Annotated in this window: 16 protein-coding genes and 2 pseudogenes; 8 read left to right on the forward strand and 10 right to left on the reverse strand. The window is 58.2% G+C overall.

Annotation, left to right across the window (positions count from 1 at the left end):
- Window positions 1-75 precede the first annotated feature (75 nt).
- Window positions 76-432 (reverse strand): helix-turn-helix domain-containing protein, encoded by a 357-nt coding sequence (locus tag AARI_RS02440; RefSeq protein WP_322786100.1) that lies wholly within the window; start codon window positions 430-432, stop codon window positions 76-78.
- 39 nt (window positions 433-471) lie between these two features.
- Between AARI_RS02440 and AARI_RS02450 the strand changes: the two are divergent.
- The 4 genes and pseudogenes from AARI_RS02450 to AARI_RS02465 form a co-directional block, all read left to right on the forward strand.
- Window positions 472-1,460 (forward strand): annotated as a pseudogene (locus AARI_RS02450) (IS3 family transposase); the annotation flags it as partial.
- Between the two features lie 91 nt (window positions 1,461-1,551).
- The gene (locus AARI_RS02455; RefSeq protein ID WP_013347793.1) at window positions 1,552-2,634 is read left to right on the forward strand and encodes a tyrosine-type recombinase/integrase; all 1,083 of its coding nucleotides are present in this window, start codon (window positions 1,552-1,554) and stop codon (window positions 2,632-2,634) included.
- Entirely contained in the window at window positions 2,600-4,519 is a 1,920-nt protein-coding gene (locus AARI_RS02460) for a tyrosine-type recombinase/integrase (RefSeq protein ID WP_049862542.1), read from the forward strand. Before AARI_RS02455 ends, AARI_RS02460 begins: the two co-directional genes overlap by 35 nt.
- Window positions 4,520-4,869: 350 nt before the next feature.
- Window positions 4,870-5,115, forward strand: a pseudogene (locus AARI_RS02465) (integrase core domain-containing protein); the annotation flags it as partial.
- Here the strand turns inward: AARI_RS02465 and AARI_RS02470 are convergent.
- The 4 genes from AARI_RS02470 to AARI_RS02485 all read right to left on the reverse strand — a co-directional run bounded on the left by AARI_RS02470 (window position 5,099) and on the right by AARI_RS02485 (window position 8,245).
- A complete protein-coding gene (locus AARI_RS02470) occupies window positions 5,099-5,779 on the reverse strand; it encodes a hypothetical protein (RefSeq protein ID WP_322786101.1) in 681 nt (226 codons plus the stop codon). The pseudogene AARI_RS02465 and the gene AARI_RS02470 overlap by 17 nt on opposite strands.
- Window positions 5,780-5,946: 167 nt before the next feature.
- A complete protein-coding gene (locus tag AARI_RS02475) occupies window positions 5,947-6,828 on the reverse strand; it encodes a hypothetical protein (RefSeq protein ID WP_013347796.1) in 882 nt (293 codons plus the stop codon).
- A complete protein-coding gene (locus AARI_RS02480; RefSeq protein WP_013347797.1) occupies window positions 6,825-7,538 on the reverse strand; it encodes an ABC transporter ATP-binding protein in 714 nt (237 codons plus the stop codon). The genes AARI_RS02475 and AARI_RS02480 overlap by 4 nt, the downstream gene beginning before the upstream one ends.
- A gap of 2 nt (window positions 7,539-7,540) precedes the next feature.
- On the reverse strand, window positions 7,541-8,245 hold the full coding sequence (locus tag AARI_RS02485) for a hypothetical protein (RefSeq protein WP_013347798.1): 705 nt from the start codon (window positions 8,243-8,245) through the stop codon (window positions 7,541-7,543).
- Between the two features lie 151 nt (window positions 8,246-8,396).
- Between AARI_RS02485 and AARI_RS02490 the strand changes: the two genes are divergently transcribed.
- From AARI_RS02490 to AARI_RS02500, 3 genes are read left to right on the forward strand one after another with little or no spacing between them, the layout of a single operon-like run.
- A complete protein-coding gene (locus AARI_RS02490; RefSeq protein WP_013347799.1) occupies window positions 8,397-9,641 on the forward strand; it encodes a sensor histidine kinase in 1,245 nt (414 codons plus the stop codon).
- Window positions 9,638-10,312: a response regulator gene (locus AARI_RS02495; RefSeq protein ID WP_013347800.1), complete on the forward strand. Its 675-nt coding sequence runs from the start codon at window positions 9,638-9,640 to the stop codon at window positions 10,310-10,312. Before AARI_RS02490 ends, AARI_RS02495 begins: the two co-directional genes overlap by 4 nt.
- Window positions 10,309-10,869 carry a hypothetical protein gene (locus tag AARI_RS02500; RefSeq protein ID WP_013347801.1) on the forward strand — a complete coding sequence of 187 codons (561 nt, stop codon included), beginning with the start codon at window positions 10,309-10,311 and terminating at the stop codon, window positions 10,867-10,869. Before AARI_RS02495 ends, AARI_RS02500 begins: the two co-directional genes overlap by 4 nt.
- Before the next feature lie 481 nt (window positions 10,870-11,350).
- Here AARI_RS02500 and AARI_RS02505 read toward each other — a convergent pair whose 3' ends face one another.
- The 4 genes from AARI_RS02505 to AARI_RS02520 are packed head-to-tail and all read right to left on the reverse strand — an operon-like array spanning window position 11,351 to window position 13,851.
- Complete coding sequence (locus AARI_RS02505; protein WP_013347802.1) at window positions 11,351-11,893, reverse strand: hypothetical protein; 543 nt, start codon at window positions 11,891-11,893, stop codon at window positions 11,351-11,353.
- Window positions 11,890-12,132: a hypothetical protein gene (locus AARI_RS19835; protein ID WP_041648364.1), complete on the reverse strand. Its 243-nt coding sequence runs from the start codon at window positions 12,130-12,132 to the stop codon at window positions 11,890-11,892. The genes AARI_RS02505 and AARI_RS19835 overlap by 4 nt, the downstream gene beginning before the upstream one ends.
- Before the next feature lie 9 nt (window positions 12,133-12,141).
- The gene (locus tag AARI_RS02515) at window positions 12,142-12,762 is read right to left on the reverse strand and encodes a hypothetical protein (RefSeq protein ID WP_013347804.1); all 621 of its coding nucleotides are present in this window, start codon (window positions 12,760-12,762) and stop codon (window positions 12,142-12,144) included.
- Window positions 12,763-12,804: 42 nt separating this feature from the next.
- Window positions 12,805-13,851: a pseudouridine synthase gene (locus AARI_RS02520; protein WP_041649270.1), complete on the reverse strand. Its 1,047-nt coding sequence runs from the start codon at window positions 13,849-13,851 to the stop codon at window positions 12,805-12,807.
- Window positions 13,852-13,917: 66 nt separating this feature from the next.
- On the opposite strand from AARI_RS02520, the gene AARI_RS02525 reads away from it, so the two are divergent.
- Window positions 13,918-14,754, forward strand: a complete 837-nt coding sequence (locus AARI_RS02525; protein ID WP_013347806.1) for a PhzF family phenazine biosynthesis protein — start codon at window positions 13,918-13,920, stop codon at window positions 14,752-14,754.
- A 21-nt stretch (window positions 14,755-14,775) separates the two neighbouring features.
- Here the strand turns inward: AARI_RS02525 and AARI_RS02530 are convergent, their stop codons facing one another.
- Window positions 14,776-15,600: a DNA-formamidopyrimidine glycosylase family protein gene (locus tag AARI_RS02530; RefSeq protein WP_013347807.1), complete on the reverse strand. Its 825-nt coding sequence runs from the start codon at window positions 15,598-15,600 to the stop codon at window positions 14,776-14,778.
- Window positions 15,601-15,613: the final 13 nt, after the last annotated feature.

The raw sequence follows: 15,613 nt of genomic DNA on the forward strand, positions 1-15,613 counted from the left end.
ACACACTCCACCTCGATGGCCTCTAGGTGAAAGCGTTTCGCATCTCTCCAACGGCAACAGAATTGGGTTACGGATTCACCCTGGGACGGTGGTTCCGCTTCCACGGGCAAGGTGCATCCGTCGGTAGTCGCTCGGGGTCATGCCCACGCACTCTTGAAAAGCGTCATTGGCGCGGCTTCTACTAGCCCAACCGACCTTGCGGGCCGCAGCGTCGATGGTAAGGCCAGTTTCGCGGAGCAGGTGCGCCATCTCTTCAACCCGCAGCATCGTCAGGTACGCCAACGGAGTTTTCCCATACGTATCGGTGAACACCCGTGACAGTTGCTTCGCGGACAGATGCACCCGTGCCGCCAGTACATCCAGCGTCCAGTTCACGGAAATGTCACTTGCGAGCGTTGCAAGTGAGGCTACCCTCGAATAGTGGACACCCAAGTTAGCGGGATTCGCAGTCCTGCTGGAAGGATGTTCAATATGTCAGATCAGAAGCGACAGCGTCGCTCTTATACCCCGCAATACCGGATCGAGGCCGCGAATCTCGTCATCGACACCGGCAGGTCCATCGCCGCGGTGGCGAAGGAAATCGGAGTCGGTGAACAGACCCTGGGCACCTGGGTCAAAGCTGAGAAAGACCGACGTCGCGTCGACGGGGAATCCACGGGCCCGTTGAACGAGGACGAACGGGCTGAACTGGCACGGTTGAGGCGGGAGAACTTCGATCTGAAACAGGACAACGAGTTCCTGGGAAAAGCAGCCGCCTTCTTCGCGTCGAAGCCTCGAAACAAGAGAAATTCGAACTGATGGACTCGGAGAAGGCCCACTATGCGATTCGCCGGATGGCCAGGCTCCTCGAGGTGACGAAATCCGGGTACTACGCATGGAAGAAACGTCGGCAGACCGGACCATCGAAGAGAGCCAGAGCGCAACGGAGCCTTGACGGGCAAGTCGCAGAGATCCATGCGGACTCCGACGGTGTCTACGGGGCACCGCGGGTGGCAGCGCAACTGGCTCGACAAGGCGTGAGCGCGGACGAGAAGACAGTCGCGGCATCGTTGCGCAGGCAGGGCCTTGAAGGCATCAGTCCGCGTCGGTTCCGGCCGGTGACGACACTGCCTGGAGTGGCGACTCATCACATTCCTGACCTCGTGAAACGGGTCTGGGATCGAGGCGAGTTGGATGCTGTGTGGATCAGCGATATTACGTATCTGCGCACCTGGGAGGGGTTCGTGTATTTGTGTGTGATCCGCGATGGGTGCTCACGTCGAGTGCTTGGTTGGGCGATGGATTCCAGGCAGGATTCCGACCTCGTCGAGCGGGCGTTGAGGATGGCTCATACGCTGCGCGAAATGGTTCCAGGTGACGTCATTTTTCATGCCGACAAAGGAGCGCAGTACACGTCGGCGCAGTTGCATCAGGCGTCTATCGAGCTGGGGCTCAAGCAGTCTGTTGGGCGGACTGGAGTGTCCCTGTTAACCGGCTAATCCACGTTTTATACCCTTGAATTCCCCCGGAAACTCTTGACTTTCCAAAGGATGAGGTCGATGCTCATGTGTCATGAACACCCAGCAAGAGTTGGTTTTGTTGCCTTCACACGGAGCATGGAACCTCCATGGGTCGGCAGCAGCGAGGTTCTCCCAGGCTAATGATTACCTCGGCTATCTGAGTGACCGCAACTACTCTCCAGCCACGACACGAGCCTACGGTTATGACCTGTTGGCGTTCTGCCGCTGGCTACACGAACAAAATCTGACTATCGAAGCAGTTGACACCAACACGCTGATCAACTATTTGAAGTTCTGCAAGCAATCATCCGTACCAGGACGTCCAGGCCCGAATGTAATGACTTTAGACGGTCAAAGAGCCGATGGATATGCACCTGCAACGGTGAATCGCCGGATGGCAGCAGTGTCCGGGCTGTTCACATTCTTGGCGATGCGGGATCCGTGTCTACCCAATCCTATGCCGAAAGGTCAGGAGTCCCGTTGGGTATCTTCCGCCCAGCGTTCCGGGCTTCTGGGGCATCTGGCTACACCAGCTGCCAGGTCGCCGCTACGTGTTCGCGAACCCCGCCGGCTACCAAGATCCTTGGAATCTGACGAAGTCATTGCCCTGTTTCAAGGTCTGCGGACGTACCGGGATCGTGCCATGGCAGGGCTAATGCTCTATTGCGGGCTACGTGCTGGCGAGGTACTTGCCTTGCGGATACGCGATGTGGACATCGGTGGGCGGTGGCTACTGGTGCTGGGCAAAGGATCCAGGGAACGACGAGTTCCATTAGACGTGGACGTCGCCGGAGTCATCCAAACTTACCTGCTCGCTGAACGCCCGGAATCGGATGAGCAACGGCTATTTCTCGTTGCCAAAGGAGCCAACCGCGGCCTGCCCTTGACAGCAGCTGGCCTGCGTACGATCTTCCGGTACCACCGCGAAATTTCAGGGGTTCCTGACGGCCACCCACATGCATTGCGCCATACCTTCGGCAGTGCCTTAGCAGCTTCAGGGGTGGACCTGTCCATCATGAGAGAGCTCCTGGGGCATGCCCACGTGAACACGACCGCCCGCTACATCCACCTTGTTCCTGCCCACGTGAAATCAGAATACGATGCCGCGATCAACCGCCAAAAACAATCACATTGAACCGCCTCTGGATCTCGTTGGCGCTTACCGCACCTACTTATCCTCCACTCACCGCGGGTCGGAACCGTATTTTTCAGCAGCAAGAACGTTCATGCTCCGATATTCAGACCCGGCGAAGTGGAGCCAAGAGCCGCTGGAGCGGCGGCTGGAGGAGAACAGCAGCACTAGAGCTTTCATCCTTTATCTGATGGTCACCAAAAGGATCCGCGGGGACTTCCCGTATCTGCTTGAGCGGAAATTAGCCAACATCTTCGTTGAGGTCCAGGGAACTGATTACGAAGATGATCTCAGATTTTTCTCTGCTCAAGCCCGCAAGGTGGGGTTCAGCGAACGCGTCAGTGCGGCGATGACGACCAGCGTCATCGCTAAGATCCTGCTGCGGACTCAACAGCCACTTACACAGATCACGAGTGCTGATTTAGAGGAATTTGAAACTTGTTGCCGAGCCCGAGAAGCCCAGACCGGCATGTCAGCCCGTCCATTACTCGTGCTGAGTTCTTCAACCCGCCAGGTCTTGTTCCATGCACACCTGCTTGCCAATCCACCTCTGAGCAGGACCCAGCGGGTACCGCTCAAGGATAGGGTCGGCGCAGTGAACGGTCCCTTTGCACAGTTTCTTCTGCGGTATTTGGAACGTAAGGAAGTGACCTGCACTAGGAAAACGGTCAGTAGCCTGGCAACACGATTAGCGCATTTCGGGCAGTTCGTCACCGAAGCAGATCCATCATTAGCTTCACCGGCTGAGCTAACTCGTCGTTCTCATATTGAACCGTATCTGGTGTCTTTGCCTCGAAGCCCCAATACGAAGAGCTCCGGCACGCTTTCCGTAGCGGAACAATCACGACGGGTCAGGGCTGCCGGTAACTTCTTACGTGAAATTACCGAGTGGGGATGGCCCGAAGCTCCTCCACGGCAGTTGTTCTTCCGTTCTGATGTTCCTAGGCTTCCTCGGCCACTGCCACGTCATTTGCCCCCGGATGCCGACCGGCTCCTAGCCCAAGAGCTCCTGGCCTCGGACTATCGTCAGGCTGCCGATGCGCTGCTGCTTCAACGAGCGTGCGGGTTGCGCATTGGCGAGTTGCTGGACTTGGAACTGGACTGTGTTCATGAGATTCCCGAGGCAGGGACTTGGCTGAAGATTCCGCTGGGAAAGATGAAGACCGAGCGTATGGTTCCGCTGGACCCGGACACCCTGGCTTTGGTTGATCGCATCATCGCAGAACGTTCGCCGGGCCAGCCGTTGGCTCATCCACGCACGGGGAAGCCCGCCCAGTTCCTTTTCACTCATCACGGACGCCGGTTGGGAGAAAGCGCTGTTCGGCTCGAACTAAACCGAGCTGCGCAAGCCGCCGGCCTGGGAAAGATCACTCCTCACCAGCTTCGTCATACTTATGCGACTGCGTTGATCAATGCCGGGGTCACCCTCCAGTCCTTGATGGCTCTCTTGGGCCATGTCTCAGCGGAGATGAGTTTGCGCTATGCATCCTTATTCGATTCAACTGTCCGCACCGAATACGAGCGTGCTTTGGACTTGGCGAAGTCACGCATCGGATTACCTGACCTGAAAGAACACCGTTCGCTGCTTCCGTTGAGTGATGTTTCTGTTGGCTCTTGGCACGATACCGCGACAATTAAGTCACGGCTTGCTGGCGGGCATTGCCTGAGGTCCCCAGCCCAGCAGGCGTGCCAGTATGCGAATATATGCGAGCACTGTCCGAGCTTCCGCACTGAGGATTCGAATCTTCCAGTGCTCGAAGCACAACGTAAGGACGCTCTGATCTTGGCGCAGGACGCAAAACGCCGAGGCTGGGACAGCGAGGTGCAACGGCATGAAGCATTGGTGACTCAATTGGATCTGCTCATCGAGAGGACACGCACGGCGTGAAGCGAAGCGAGTCTCAACGAGTTGTTGATAAGGCCCTGCTGACATTGCGAATGCAGGGACGTACGGTGACGTTTCGGGCGGTAGCTGAACTCGCTGGGCTTTCCCGTTCCACGCTCTATCGTTCTGCTGGGCTTCGTGAGCTGATCCAGGCGTGCCGAGAGGGATCCGCGCGGCTAGGTGGCCGTGCGATTTTGCTTGGATCTCCTGCTCGGGTTGACGTGTTCGGTTCGGGTTCTTGGAATCAGGGGAAGCCGCTCCTGCAGAGTGATGACCGGGCGTGCAACAGGGAGTGCAGAGAAAAATAGAATTAGCCGGATAAGGCGTAGCCTAGCTATTTTTTAGCCGGTTAATGTTGGGATAACGCGATGTCGGAGTCGTTCTGGTCGTCATTGAAGACTGAGTTCTTCGAGCGGCGAGTCTGGCAGACTCGGGCTGAGGTGATGCGGGAAGTCGCTCGGTGGATCGAGGTGGTCTATAACCGGCGGAGGTTGCACTCGGCGTTGGGGATGGTTCCGCCGGTGGAGTTTGAGGAGAAGTTCCGGGCTGGCCAGAGTGCTGGTCCGGTTCAGGAGGAAGCGTCTACGCAGGCTGCGTGACGTGGTTCACGTGTCCACGACTTGCGGGGAAGCTCACAAGCGTTTGGCGGGCTTCGTTCCTGGCGGGAGCGAATCGTCGGTACCGTGGCAGGGTCGGACGGGAGTGCGCCCGCTGGGTGCGGGACTGACGCATCGGCGAGACACTCACGAACGGGGTCACCACATCAGCAATCGAGAACCAAAGTGCCTGCATTCGATGAAAATGAGCACCGAACCCGCCATCGATGCTGCGAGCGACGAGTTCATCTAACCACGGCATCAAGATTCCGGTGCGGTCCTCGCCGAGCCGGAGTACCTGAGCAGGATCGCTGTAGATGGCCTCAGTGAACCGCTGCGCATCCAAACGATCATGAAGTAGCCACGCGTGCTGCCAAAACACCTGATCGATCGCATAATCAGTGTCGAGATAGATCGTCGTCGTAGTGATGTGCCCTTCTGGTTCACTCACGCACAGGACGTTCGCGTTCAGCACCACAACATCACCGACCGTGACGATTCGCTGCCCAAACTCGCTCAACAGCAACGCACTGCCATCCCGCACAACGACCACCTTCACACAGTCGTACGCAACTGGCCCCACCGGGCGATATAACGTCTGGGTGCGCGCCAGAATCGCGTTAAGTTGTTTCTGATTTGATGTATAAATTACCGGCTCGCTCATCATGCAGATCTGCGGTCTGGGTAGCCCAGGAGGTGGGTAGAGAAGTTCTGGTCCCGAACGCTAAAATCTTTGACGACATGGTTGCTGCAGAAGAGTGATTCTTCTGAGTAAATTTCGTTCCTTTGCCGCGCCAAGTGTGAGGCTTGGTTGACTAACAACAAGTTGTCTAGTCACGTGCTCGATGGGATATCGGTGCGAGCAAATCTGAAGACCGCGAGACCAACTACTGCACCTGCCCACAGTGTGAGTGTGACGAGTGCAACGAGGCTGCTGAGGCTCGCCGTCAGTGAGGCGCTGGTACCGAGGACGGCAAGAGGGTTACTCCCGATAATGTCGGGCACCAAGCCGAATGGCAGGTAGAGCGTTGGATTAATTCCGCCGAATATGAGAAGTGCGAGGGGTCGGAGGATGCTCTCACCGACAATGACGGCAAAAATTACACTGACCGTCGCAACTTGATTACGAACGAGCAGTCCGAGTCCGAGCCCAAGTAAGGAGTAGGCCAGGAGCGCGATGATGCCACGAGCCCACACAGTGAGAAGTTCAGGCATCTCTATGAGCAAAGGTTCGCCCTGCACGGCTAGTCCGATTGCCAAAACCCCTCCTCGAACAACGATGAGGACGATCGCCGCTGCGAATGCTGTTGCTGCGATAGCCGTCGCTTTGGTGAGGATGAGTTTCGCCCGGAGAGGTTGATGGAGAGCCGCGTTGGTGACTGACCCTCGCCGGAATTCTCCTGTGATCGTGAGCGCGCCAAACAGAGTTGCTGCAATTACGGGCAGGCTCGTACCAATGCCTGTGTTTCCGAGTACGTCGCTGATGAGCACCTGAAAGGGTGAGCTTGCAAGCGTGAGTGCGGCCAGTTGTTCGTCACTAAATTGGTCCGCATTAGTTGCGTTCGGGATGACCTCGTTGAGTGCGATAACTCCATCAATGAGGCTGGGGAGAAACGCGAGAAGCAGCCCAACGAGCAGTGCCTCAAGAAGAACGAGGGTGAGGAGAATCTTGCTAGTCAGTGAATAGCGGATGCGGAGTAGCTCGCTTGTGATCATGAGTTCTCCTGGTTCATGTGGCGGAGTGTGTCGAGGTAGAAAGCTTCGAGATTGGCCCCCGTGGGTAGGTCGCTGAGAGTGACCTGAGCAGAGATTTTCCCTCCGGTGATGATGACGATGTCGTCGATGAATCGTTCGAGTTCATTCAGGACATGGCTGGTTACCAGTACGGTCGCGCCAGTTTTCGCGTATTCACTCAGCAGGTTTCGAAGCCAAATCATTCCTTCTGGGTCGAGGCCGTTGGCAGGTTCGTCAAGAATGAGGAGACGAGGGTTCGCTAACAGCGCGAGAGCAAGGCCGAGTCGTTGACGCATTCCTTGCGAGAATCCGCGTACCTTTCGGGTGGCAGCATCAGTCAAGCCGACCTCGTCAATGACTTCTGTAATTCGCCCCTGATGGGTGTGGGTTGCTGCCGCTGCGATTCTGAGGTGCTGCACCGGGGTCAGGCCCGGGTGTAAGCCTGAGTTCTCAAGCAGTACCCCGACCGATGATCCCGGTTGCGTGAGCATCCGGAATGGGTGACCCGCGAACAGTGCAGTGCCCGCCTCGGTATTTGCGAGCCCCAGGGCAACCCGCACTGTCGTGGTTTTCCCTGAACCGTTCGGTCCCAGAAATCCCGTGACTCGGCCAGGAGTCGCGGTGAAAGATACCGCATCTAACACCTTTCGGGTCCCGTAGCTTTTTGTGAGGTTCTCAATGACAAGCGGCATCTTCAATTCTGATTCTCCTGTTCGGACTGTGAAACTTTGACGAGCGCGATAATCCAGGGCACCAGCCACAACGCGACAGCGCTTATCACGCAGAGTGCGAAGAGCCAAAAACTCGAGGCCCAAGTGCCCGTGACGATGAGTACGATGCCAAGGGTGCTTGTCCCGTATTTTTGTAGGGGCGCGGATCGTGCGAATTCTTTCGTGACCTCGGCGGTAAAGGGCAGCGGCCCGTCATAGTCTGGGCCGCCAGGTGGATAACCGATTCCGATGGCGACCAGCAGGAGACCAAGCCCCAGAAACACCGTCCCAGTGATCGAAATACCCCACGGTTCCAAGAGACCGATCAAGCCGGCATATGCAATGAGAGCAAACACGGTCAACCCCGAGAGAAACCAGTTCAGGAACCGCCTCAGTTGAGTAGCTGTACCGTAGAAGAGGGGTGAGCGTAGCTGAGGAAATTGCCGAACCATCAGCGGCACCACGCAGATAAGCGCGCTCACGATAAGAAGAGCCAACGCGAACATCAACCCAGACGGCGCGAAAGCTCCAGCCCAATCAGCCTGTGGGCTTTCTGCCTTCCACCCGAACAGTGGCAGCAGCATTGTCACCGCTGAGATAGTCAGTACTCCTCCAAGAGACACGGCAGCGCCAGCCCAGGGGATGATGCTGGTAGCGGCATCACGGCGTCTTACAGAGTGGTTGGTCATGCCTTCTAGTCTTCAGAGGCTTTGGCCTGTGCACATCTGCCTCAAGACAGAGATGTACGTCGTTCTCGGTAGCGGAGCTGTTCACGGTGAGCTGTGAAGATCTGCCCTCCGACAGAGGCACCGCACGACCTCCTCGAACAGAATGGATCGTATGAACTCTTCGCTGCCCCAACTGACTGGCCTCGATCCCAAGCCTGCTGAGCGCTCGCGAGTCCTGACCGTGACGATTGTTGGCGGACTGAGCGTGTTGGTCGGTGGGTTCTACATCTGGGCGATCCAGCTCGCTGCACAAAGCGACGCTCAACTCGTGACGCCCCAGGTGTGGGCATATGTTGTCTGGGCGGCAGGTACCGTGATCGCAGCCGGGCTTTTGTGGTGGCACCAGCGGTACCCGATTATCGTGTTCGCAGCAGTCTTCGCCCTGCATCTCACGGGGGCAGTGCTCCTCGGTAACGGGGGTCTCGGCGGTGTTGCGTTGCCGTTGTGGTTCAGCGTCTACGCGCTTGCCGCGTTCGCGCGCCCCCGCATTGCCTTGACCTTGGTCGCCGGGGCGTGGATCATCGCAGCACTCGTGCAGTTTCTGCTCGCCGCAGCTGCCGGGCTGTCCCTCACCGCGCCAGAGGCGGTGGTTGCGGCGCTTGGTCAGGGATTCTTTTTCGTCGCCTGCTTCATGATTGGGCTTGGGATGCGCGCCCAACGGCATCGCGCCCGAGACGCGGCAGAGCGTGCCGAGTTAGCCGAGGCTCGCACGCGGGCTGAAACCGCCGAAGCCATCTCACGAGAACGCAACCGCATGGCCCGAGAACTGCACGACCTCGCGGCCCACCAGATCATGGATGTGCTGCTCACCACCCGCGCGGCCCTGCTCACCGACCCACACCCTGTCTTGGAATCGATCGAACATAGAACTGCCGAGGCCTTGGACAACGTCCGATCTGTTGTCGGTGCGCTCAGAGAAGCAGATGCTGACACACCAGATCAACCGCTCGCCGACGGTGCAACACACGTCATTACCCAGGTAGCACGTGAGCGGAACCTGCACGTGGAGCACAACATCCAGGCCGTGCATGAACCTCCACCCGCGTTGATCGCCACGACTCTGAGTGTGCTCACTGAGGCACTCGTGAACGCCGCCACGCATGCGCCCGGCATGCCCGTAACCGTCACTCTGCACAGCAATATTGACGCAGTCACCCTGCACGTACGAAACTCACTGGCTCCGCATGCAATAACTACCGAATCCGATCCACCGGATTCTGGATACGGACTTATAGGAGCGGCAGAACGCGCCCACATTCTCAATGGATCTGTAACAACCGGAATTGATACGAACGGTGACTGGGTGCTCTCGCTGACCTTGCCGCACCTGCACAACGCAGCGGAGGTGAGTCAATGATCACCGTACTCATTGCTGATGACCAGCCCAGTGTTCGCCGTGCCTTGCGCACATTTCTTGAAACCCAGCCAGATATCAAGGTGATCTCTGAAGCATCGAGTGGACCTGAAGCGGTCACACAGGCCAGAATACGTCGCCCTGACGTGGTGCTCATGGATGTGAGAATGCCCGCAGGCGACGGCATCACCGCAACCGCAACGCTTGCAGGCCCCGACGCCACCGACCCGATCCCAGTTGTTGTCATCACTACGTTCGATCTTGACGAGTACGTGTTTGGGGCTCTTGAAAACGGGGCCATCGGTTTCCTGCTCAAAGATGCGCCCCCAACGCATATCATCGATGCGGTTCGTGCTGCTGCAACCGGCGAAGGGCTCGTCGCACCAGCGGTCACCCGACGAGTGATCAGCGAGTTCGCTCGCCGCCGAGCCCCGGCTGCCCGCGAGTCAGCTGATGCGGATCTCACGCCGCGCGAACGTGAAGTACTGGCTGCACTCGCCGAGGGAAGCAGCAATGCCGAGATCGCTGAGCAGCTGTTCATCGAGATCGGCACGGTGAAAACCCACGTTTCCAGCATCATCCTCAAACTCGGTGTACGTGACCGAGTTCAAGCCATCGTCTGGGCCTACCAGCATCACGGATGGCAAACCAAGCTCGAAGGAGAAGACCCATGACATCGACACCCCAGACTCAGTCACGCCCATCACGCACGGGGGCGATCATCACCCTCGTCATCGGCGCAATCCTGACGATCACCGGCCCCATCTTCGGTGTGCTTGCAGGAGCCTTCTCAATGGTTCCTGCCGCAATAGAAGTCGGTGACAACACCGCAGAGATTTCACCGAGCGGTATCGTGGCCCTCGACGCTGAAGCATCAGTCTTTCTGCTCGCGCCCGTCGCAGAACTCGAACATCTCAACCACGATATATGTTCGGTGACGGGGCCAAACGGTGAAGCAGCACCCGTCTCATTTGCGCCAGCCAGCGCGCTCAACACGCTCGTCAACGGGCAACGTTACGAATCATTCGCGCAAGTCACCGCTGCCACAACAGGACCACATGACATCACGTGTGACACAGATAGTATTCCTGTTGTTGCAGTCCCGCCGTTTACCGGCCTCTTTGGAACATTTGCATGGTGGTCGATCGGTGGGCTCGCTGTCTCCCTGATCGGTGTTGTGTTAGTCATCATCGGAATTGTCCGCGTGGCACGAAAACCATCCATACAGTAATACTTCAAACCCAAAATACCGGGGCACTCAAGCAGCCCCACCAACACTGAGTGATTCTACCGGCGGAGTTGAAGTTTCAAACGTATCTGTTTTGCTAGGGATTCGCTGAAACCGCTGCTAGTCAGAACATTCACAAAGCATTGCACCATCGATAGAGGACCCGTCACAGCGCATTGGACACACCGGGCGGAGGCCTTGCCAACTTGCCATCGGTCGTGAAGTTTAGTCATGACTGACCCCATTAACCAGCCGCTTCAACTCTTTGATGCACGTGGGCTACGAGGCCGCAAGTGAGGTGATAAAGGTCGGGTACACTTTTGTTGTAGACTCGGGTGTACTTTCCATTGGGTGCTGAGGCACGCATAATGACTAGTACACCCCGAGATATGGCTCTCGAGTGGGAGTTCAAGCGGGCGCAGCTTGATGGCCGATGCCCCTAGGAAAACCTTCCTAAGGGCATCAGCGTTAAGGTTCCTATTGCTTAGGAACCTAGCTTTCGGACGTAAAAGCAGTCGGGGAAGCGAGTTGAGGCGGGTACCCATCCTTCAGACGCTGAAGGTAATGGTCGCAGCGAAAAAATAGATACTCTCTTGACTTGCCAGTTGTTGTTATCGAGCTCAAGAACATGTTCGCCGTGCAGCGATTTGATGAGTTTCCAGTTTTGCTTGCCAGCAGCATTGATCTGCTCGATTTCTTTATCCCGTGAAACAGGGCCCACGATACGGATGGCGGGGGATTCCTGAATCGCATCGGCTCGACGGCTATCAAAGCGCTGCTGGGCCGCTTGGCGGGAGATGCCAAGTGCGTTACCGATCTTTGCCCAACTTAGCCCCGACTCTTGAGCGGCAGATACTGCCTGCGCCTGTAGCAGCGCAGATACGCGAGCAATGTCACCAAATGTAGCTACTGAATGCAAGAAGATCTCGGGTGATTGGTCGGATTCTTCAGCTGGCAGCGCTGCGCCCATCGCGGCGGCGAGCTTTGAAAGCTGTACCGAAAGCGCGGCATCTGATGCGAGGCTCACTGTTTGTCCTTGTCTGCGGGACGCCAGGCGTTCGTCCGGGAAGCAGCATTGGATTTCTGGATGAGCATTGCAACGAAGCCGACCAGGCCGGCAATAAGTGCGATCCATCCTGCCACGCTGATAATGAAACCTGGGAGCCCGAGCCCGACGAGCGCAGCGAATACAACTAGAAATATGCCTAGTATCAGGAGGATCAAGAGGAGAGTTCTTGTATTGCGAATCTTTGTCGATGTTGTCATGCGTCAATGCTACGTTGACACTACTGTAATGTCAAGTATTCGTTGACGCTTGAGTTGTGTGATGTATTTGTGACAGGTTGAGCAGGGCACCGCGGTAAACTTAAGATCCAAGCCACGGGGTGCACTTTCCATTGGGGGCTGATGCACGCAATATAAAGCCAACAGGGCAGATATCGTGGCCAGCACTGCAGAACCTGCGGTGAGGAAGCTGGATGCCAGGGTAATTGCGCACGCCATCAGGGCAACTGCAGCAGTAGCGATGATGGCGACCTTGCGTTGCCTGCGAGCTGAGCGCTGGTCGCGGCGTAGCGAAAACGCTGCGCTGAGAATCAGTGCGATGGCTATTGCCGGCCACAGAATCGATTGCACCAAACTGGGATCGAGCAGGTTCTGCCGGCTGCGGCCATCCAGGCCGAAGGAAAAGGCCAGCGAGGTGCACAGCAGCAGTACCGACGAAGCGCCAAAGAGGTATGAGCGGACCTTGTCAAAGGGTTCTACCGCAGGGTTGGGCCGAAGATCCGGTGCCGCGTAGGGCAATTCGAAGGTCGGTTGCCGGGACCCGGCGGTCAGCGCCTCCTGAGCGGACTCCACGAGTGATTTAAGTTGCGGGGTCGGCTGTTGCTCGGCCATCTTTCTTCCGTCCTTATAGGTCACCGGATAATAGGCTCCAGCCTATGGCAATTCACCGCCGTTGAGAAGCGCTGAGGATAGTTGCGGAGATTCCAGCAACTGCTGTTCCGAGCTGAAACTACGCTCAATGCCGGTCAAGGGGTCAGTGAAGGAAATCGTGTGCGCCAGCAACTGCAGCGGACGCTGGTAATCGTCGGGAGCCAAGTCCCATAGACGTGGGTAGAAAGCATCATTGATGATGCCCAGGCCCAAGGAAGCCAGGTGGACGCGCAGCTGATGGGTCTTTCCTGATCGCGGTTCCAGATCCATCAACGCAACTTCCAAGCCCGCATGGAAGCCGCTGCTTGTGCCGATCGCTTCGACATTGATCAAGGTCTGGGCGTTCGGGTGGCCATCCTCGACCACCGAACGCAGCTGGCCCTTGACCTTGGTCATCCGATTTTCAAAGGCCAGTGGCATCCCAGCGAGCAGCTCTCGCAGCTCGGACTGAGACTTGACCTGCGAATGCTCGCCGTTGGGTTGCAGCACCCGTCCGGTTTCCAGGCCTTCGCCCGGTTGCAAAGCGACAACCGCCTTGTATCGCTTGGCAATTTCACGGCGCTCGAAAAGCATCTGGTAGTCGCCGCGGGTCTGCGGATTCACCGCGAACAGAATGACTCCAGCCGTGGCCCGGTCCAGCCGGTGCATCGGCACCAAGTCATCAATGCCGGTCTGGTTGCGCAAGCGAACCAGCGCCGATTCCTGGATGAAGCGCCCACCTGGAGTGGTTGGCAAGAAATGCGGCTTGTCCACGACCAACAGGTGCTCATCTTGATGCAAGATTCTTGCTTCAAAGGGAATCGGTGTTTCTACCGGCAGAGACCGGTAGTACCAAATGAATTCGTGCTCTCCCAAGGGCGTCTGGCGGGTGAGGGGAACCCCGCCCAAGCCGACGATTTGCTGATCATCGAAGCGGCGCAGGATGCCTTCTGGATCAACGTGGCCGAAGCGCTCCAGCAAGTACTCGGCGACAGTTGCCCACGAACCGGTCCGCGGAAGACGCAGACGAGTTGCATTGACGCCGTTGCGAACGGGAAGCGGGGATTGCATAGCCATAAGGGCTATTCTCCCATCTTTGCCACAGGGGTGCAGGACTGCGCCTGCTAGGTTGGTTCAATGGTTCTGCGTAATTACAGCGAAGTCGATGTCTTTTCCCCCACTGCATACCGCGGCAACCCCTTGGCTGTCGTCCACGATGCACAAGGGCTGACCAGCGAGCAGATGCAGGGCTTTGCCAAGTGGACCAACTTGGCCGAGACGACGTTTCTGGTGCAACCGGAGAATCCCGCCGCCGACTACCGGGTGAGGATCTTCTCGGCCACCCAGGAATTCCCCTTTGCCGGGCACCCGACGCTGGGTTCCGCCTTTGCCTGGCTGAAGGCCGGAGGCGTGACGAAGGACCCGGGACGCATCATCCAAGAATGCGGTGCGGGGCTGGTGGAAGTGCGCGTTGAGCAGCAGCGGCTTTGGTTCGCTGCCCCGCGATTGACCCGCTATGAACCGGTTGCCGAATCGTTGGTGCAGCGCATTGCCGAGATTTTGGGGGTATCCCGGGAACGGATCCAAGACACTTCGTGGCTGGTCAACGGCCCGGAATGGATCGGAGTGCGCCTAGCCAGCGCGCAGCAGGTGCTTGAGCTGGCCCCTGACCCCAACGCCCTGGGGGAGCTGTCCATCGGGGTGGCAGGCCCGCATCAACCGGGAGCTGAAACTCAATTCGAGGTGCGTGCCTTTGTCGGCGGGGACCCGGTCTGGGAAGATCCCGTCACCGGCAGCCTCAATGCGGGGCTGGCCCGCTGGCTCACCGATTCCGGGATGGCCCCTGAGCGCTACGTCGCCGCACAGGGCACCGCTATCGGCTACCAGGGCCGGGTGCATATCCGCGTCGAGAACGGTGGCATCTGGGTGGGCGGCGATGTCTCCAGCTGCGTGCAAGGCGAAGTGGACCTCTAGTTCTGGATTGGGGGCGGCCGTTTAGCCTGCCGGCTGGCAGGAAGGGCACAAATAGCAGTCCCGTTCGATCCCGGTGGGCGTCGAGGCGATGCGCAGCAGCTCAATGCGCGTTCCGCAGCGCAGGCAGGGCTTTGCGGCCCGGCCGTAGACCCACAAGGGGTCGCGGGTACCTGGCTGCCCGGTGGTCACCCGTCGTGGACGGTCCTTGTTCACCACCAGCAAGCGATGGGCCAGATCGATCAGCGCAGGAAGATTCTGGACCTCGCGTACCGCGGTAAGCGGATGCACTCGGCTCAAGAACAGGATCTCGCTGCGGTAGACGTTGCCCACCCCGGCCATGATCCGCTGGTCCAGCAGTGCTTGGCCGATGCCCAGCTGCGGTTCGGCCCGCAGGTTTTCCAGCGCCACTTGCGCATCCCAGTCGACTCCGAGCAGGTCTGGACCCAGGTGGCCCACCACATCGGCCTCCTGCTCTGTGGGCAGCAGCTTCACCTGGGCGATATCGAAGCCCACTGCTGTAATCCGTGCTGTTTGAAGTACCACTCGGGCGGTGTGGGCTGGGCGTTTCCAGCGTTCGCCCGGTGCGTAGAGATCCCAGCGGCCTTCCATCAGCAGATGGGAATGCAAGGTCAGCGCAGGCTGAGCGAAATCCGGATTCGCACGAGCTGGCGGCTGCAGCCGCATCAGCAGATGCTTGCCCCGGGGGATGACCTCGCGCACCTCATACCCGGCAACATCCACGGTAGCCAGGGCCGGGACGCGCAAATCGGAGGCCAGCAGGACCTCGCCGGCCAGGGCCTGGTGCAGCCGGGCGGTGGCACGGTAGACGGAATCGCCTTCGGGCATGGGGAGCGCTCCT

The organism is Glutamicibacter arilaitensis Re117, assembly GCF_000197735.1.
In the GTDB taxonomy this organism is placed as follows: domain Bacteria; phylum Actinomycetota; class Actinomycetes; order Actinomycetales; family Micrococcaceae; genus Glutamicibacter; species Glutamicibacter arilaitensis.

What these genes read in the sequence shown, in the direction of transcription:
- AARI_RS02455 (WP_013347793.1), top strand. Translation starts at nt 1,552, where the DNA reads ATGAACACCCAGCAAGAGTTGGTTTTGTTGCCTTCACACGGAGCATGG.
- AARI_RS02460 (WP_049862542.1), top strand. Translation starts at nt 2,600, where the DNA reads ATGCCGCGATCAACCGCCAAAAACAATCACATTGAACCGCCTCTGGAT.
- AARI_RS02470 (WP_322786101.1), bottom strand. Translation starts at nt 5,779, where the DNA reads ATGATGAGCGAGCCGGTAATTTATACATCAAATCAGAAACAACTTAAC.
- AARI_RS02475 (WP_013347796.1), bottom strand. Translation starts at nt 6,828, where the DNA reads ATGATCACAAGCGAGCTACTCCGCATCCGCTATTCACTGACTAGCAAG.
- AARI_RS02480 (WP_013347797.1), bottom strand. Translation starts at nt 7,538, where the DNA reads ATGCCGCTTGTCATTGAGAACCTCACAAAAAGCTACGGGACCCGAAAG.
- AARI_RS02485 (WP_013347798.1), bottom strand. Translation starts at nt 8,245, where the DNA reads ATGACCAACCACTCTGTAAGACGCCGTGATGCCGCTACCAGCATCATC.
- AARI_RS02490 (WP_013347799.1), top strand. Translation starts at nt 8,397, where the DNA reads ATGAACTCTTCGCTGCCCCAACTGACTGGCCTCGATCCCAAGCCTGCT.
- AARI_RS02495 (WP_013347800.1), top strand. Translation starts at nt 9,638, where the DNA reads ATGATCACCGTACTCATTGCTGATGACCAGCCCAGTGTTCGCCGTGCC.
- AARI_RS02500 (WP_013347801.1), top strand. Translation starts at nt 10,309, where the DNA reads ATGACATCGACACCCCAGACTCAGTCACGCCCATCACGCACGGGGGCG.
- AARI_RS19835 (WP_041648364.1), bottom strand. Translation starts at nt 12,132, where the DNA reads ATGACAACATCGACAAAGATTCGCAATACAAGAACTCTCCTCTTGATC.
- AARI_RS02515 (WP_013347804.1), bottom strand. Translation starts at nt 12,762, where the DNA reads ATGGCCGAGCAACAGCCGACCCCGCAACTTAAATCACTCGTGGAGTCC.
- AARI_RS02520 (WP_041649270.1), bottom strand. Translation starts at nt 13,851, where the DNA reads ATGCAATCCCCGCTTCCCGTTCGCAACGGCGTCAATGCAACTCGTCTG.
- AARI_RS02525 (WP_013347806.1), top strand. Translation starts at nt 13,918, where the DNA reads ATGGTTCTGCGTAATTACAGCGAAGTCGATGTCTTTTCCCCCACTGCA.
- AARI_RS02530 (WP_013347807.1), bottom strand. Translation starts at nt 15,600, where the DNA reads ATGCCCGAAGGCGATTCCGTCTACCGTGCCACCGCCCGGCTGCACCAG.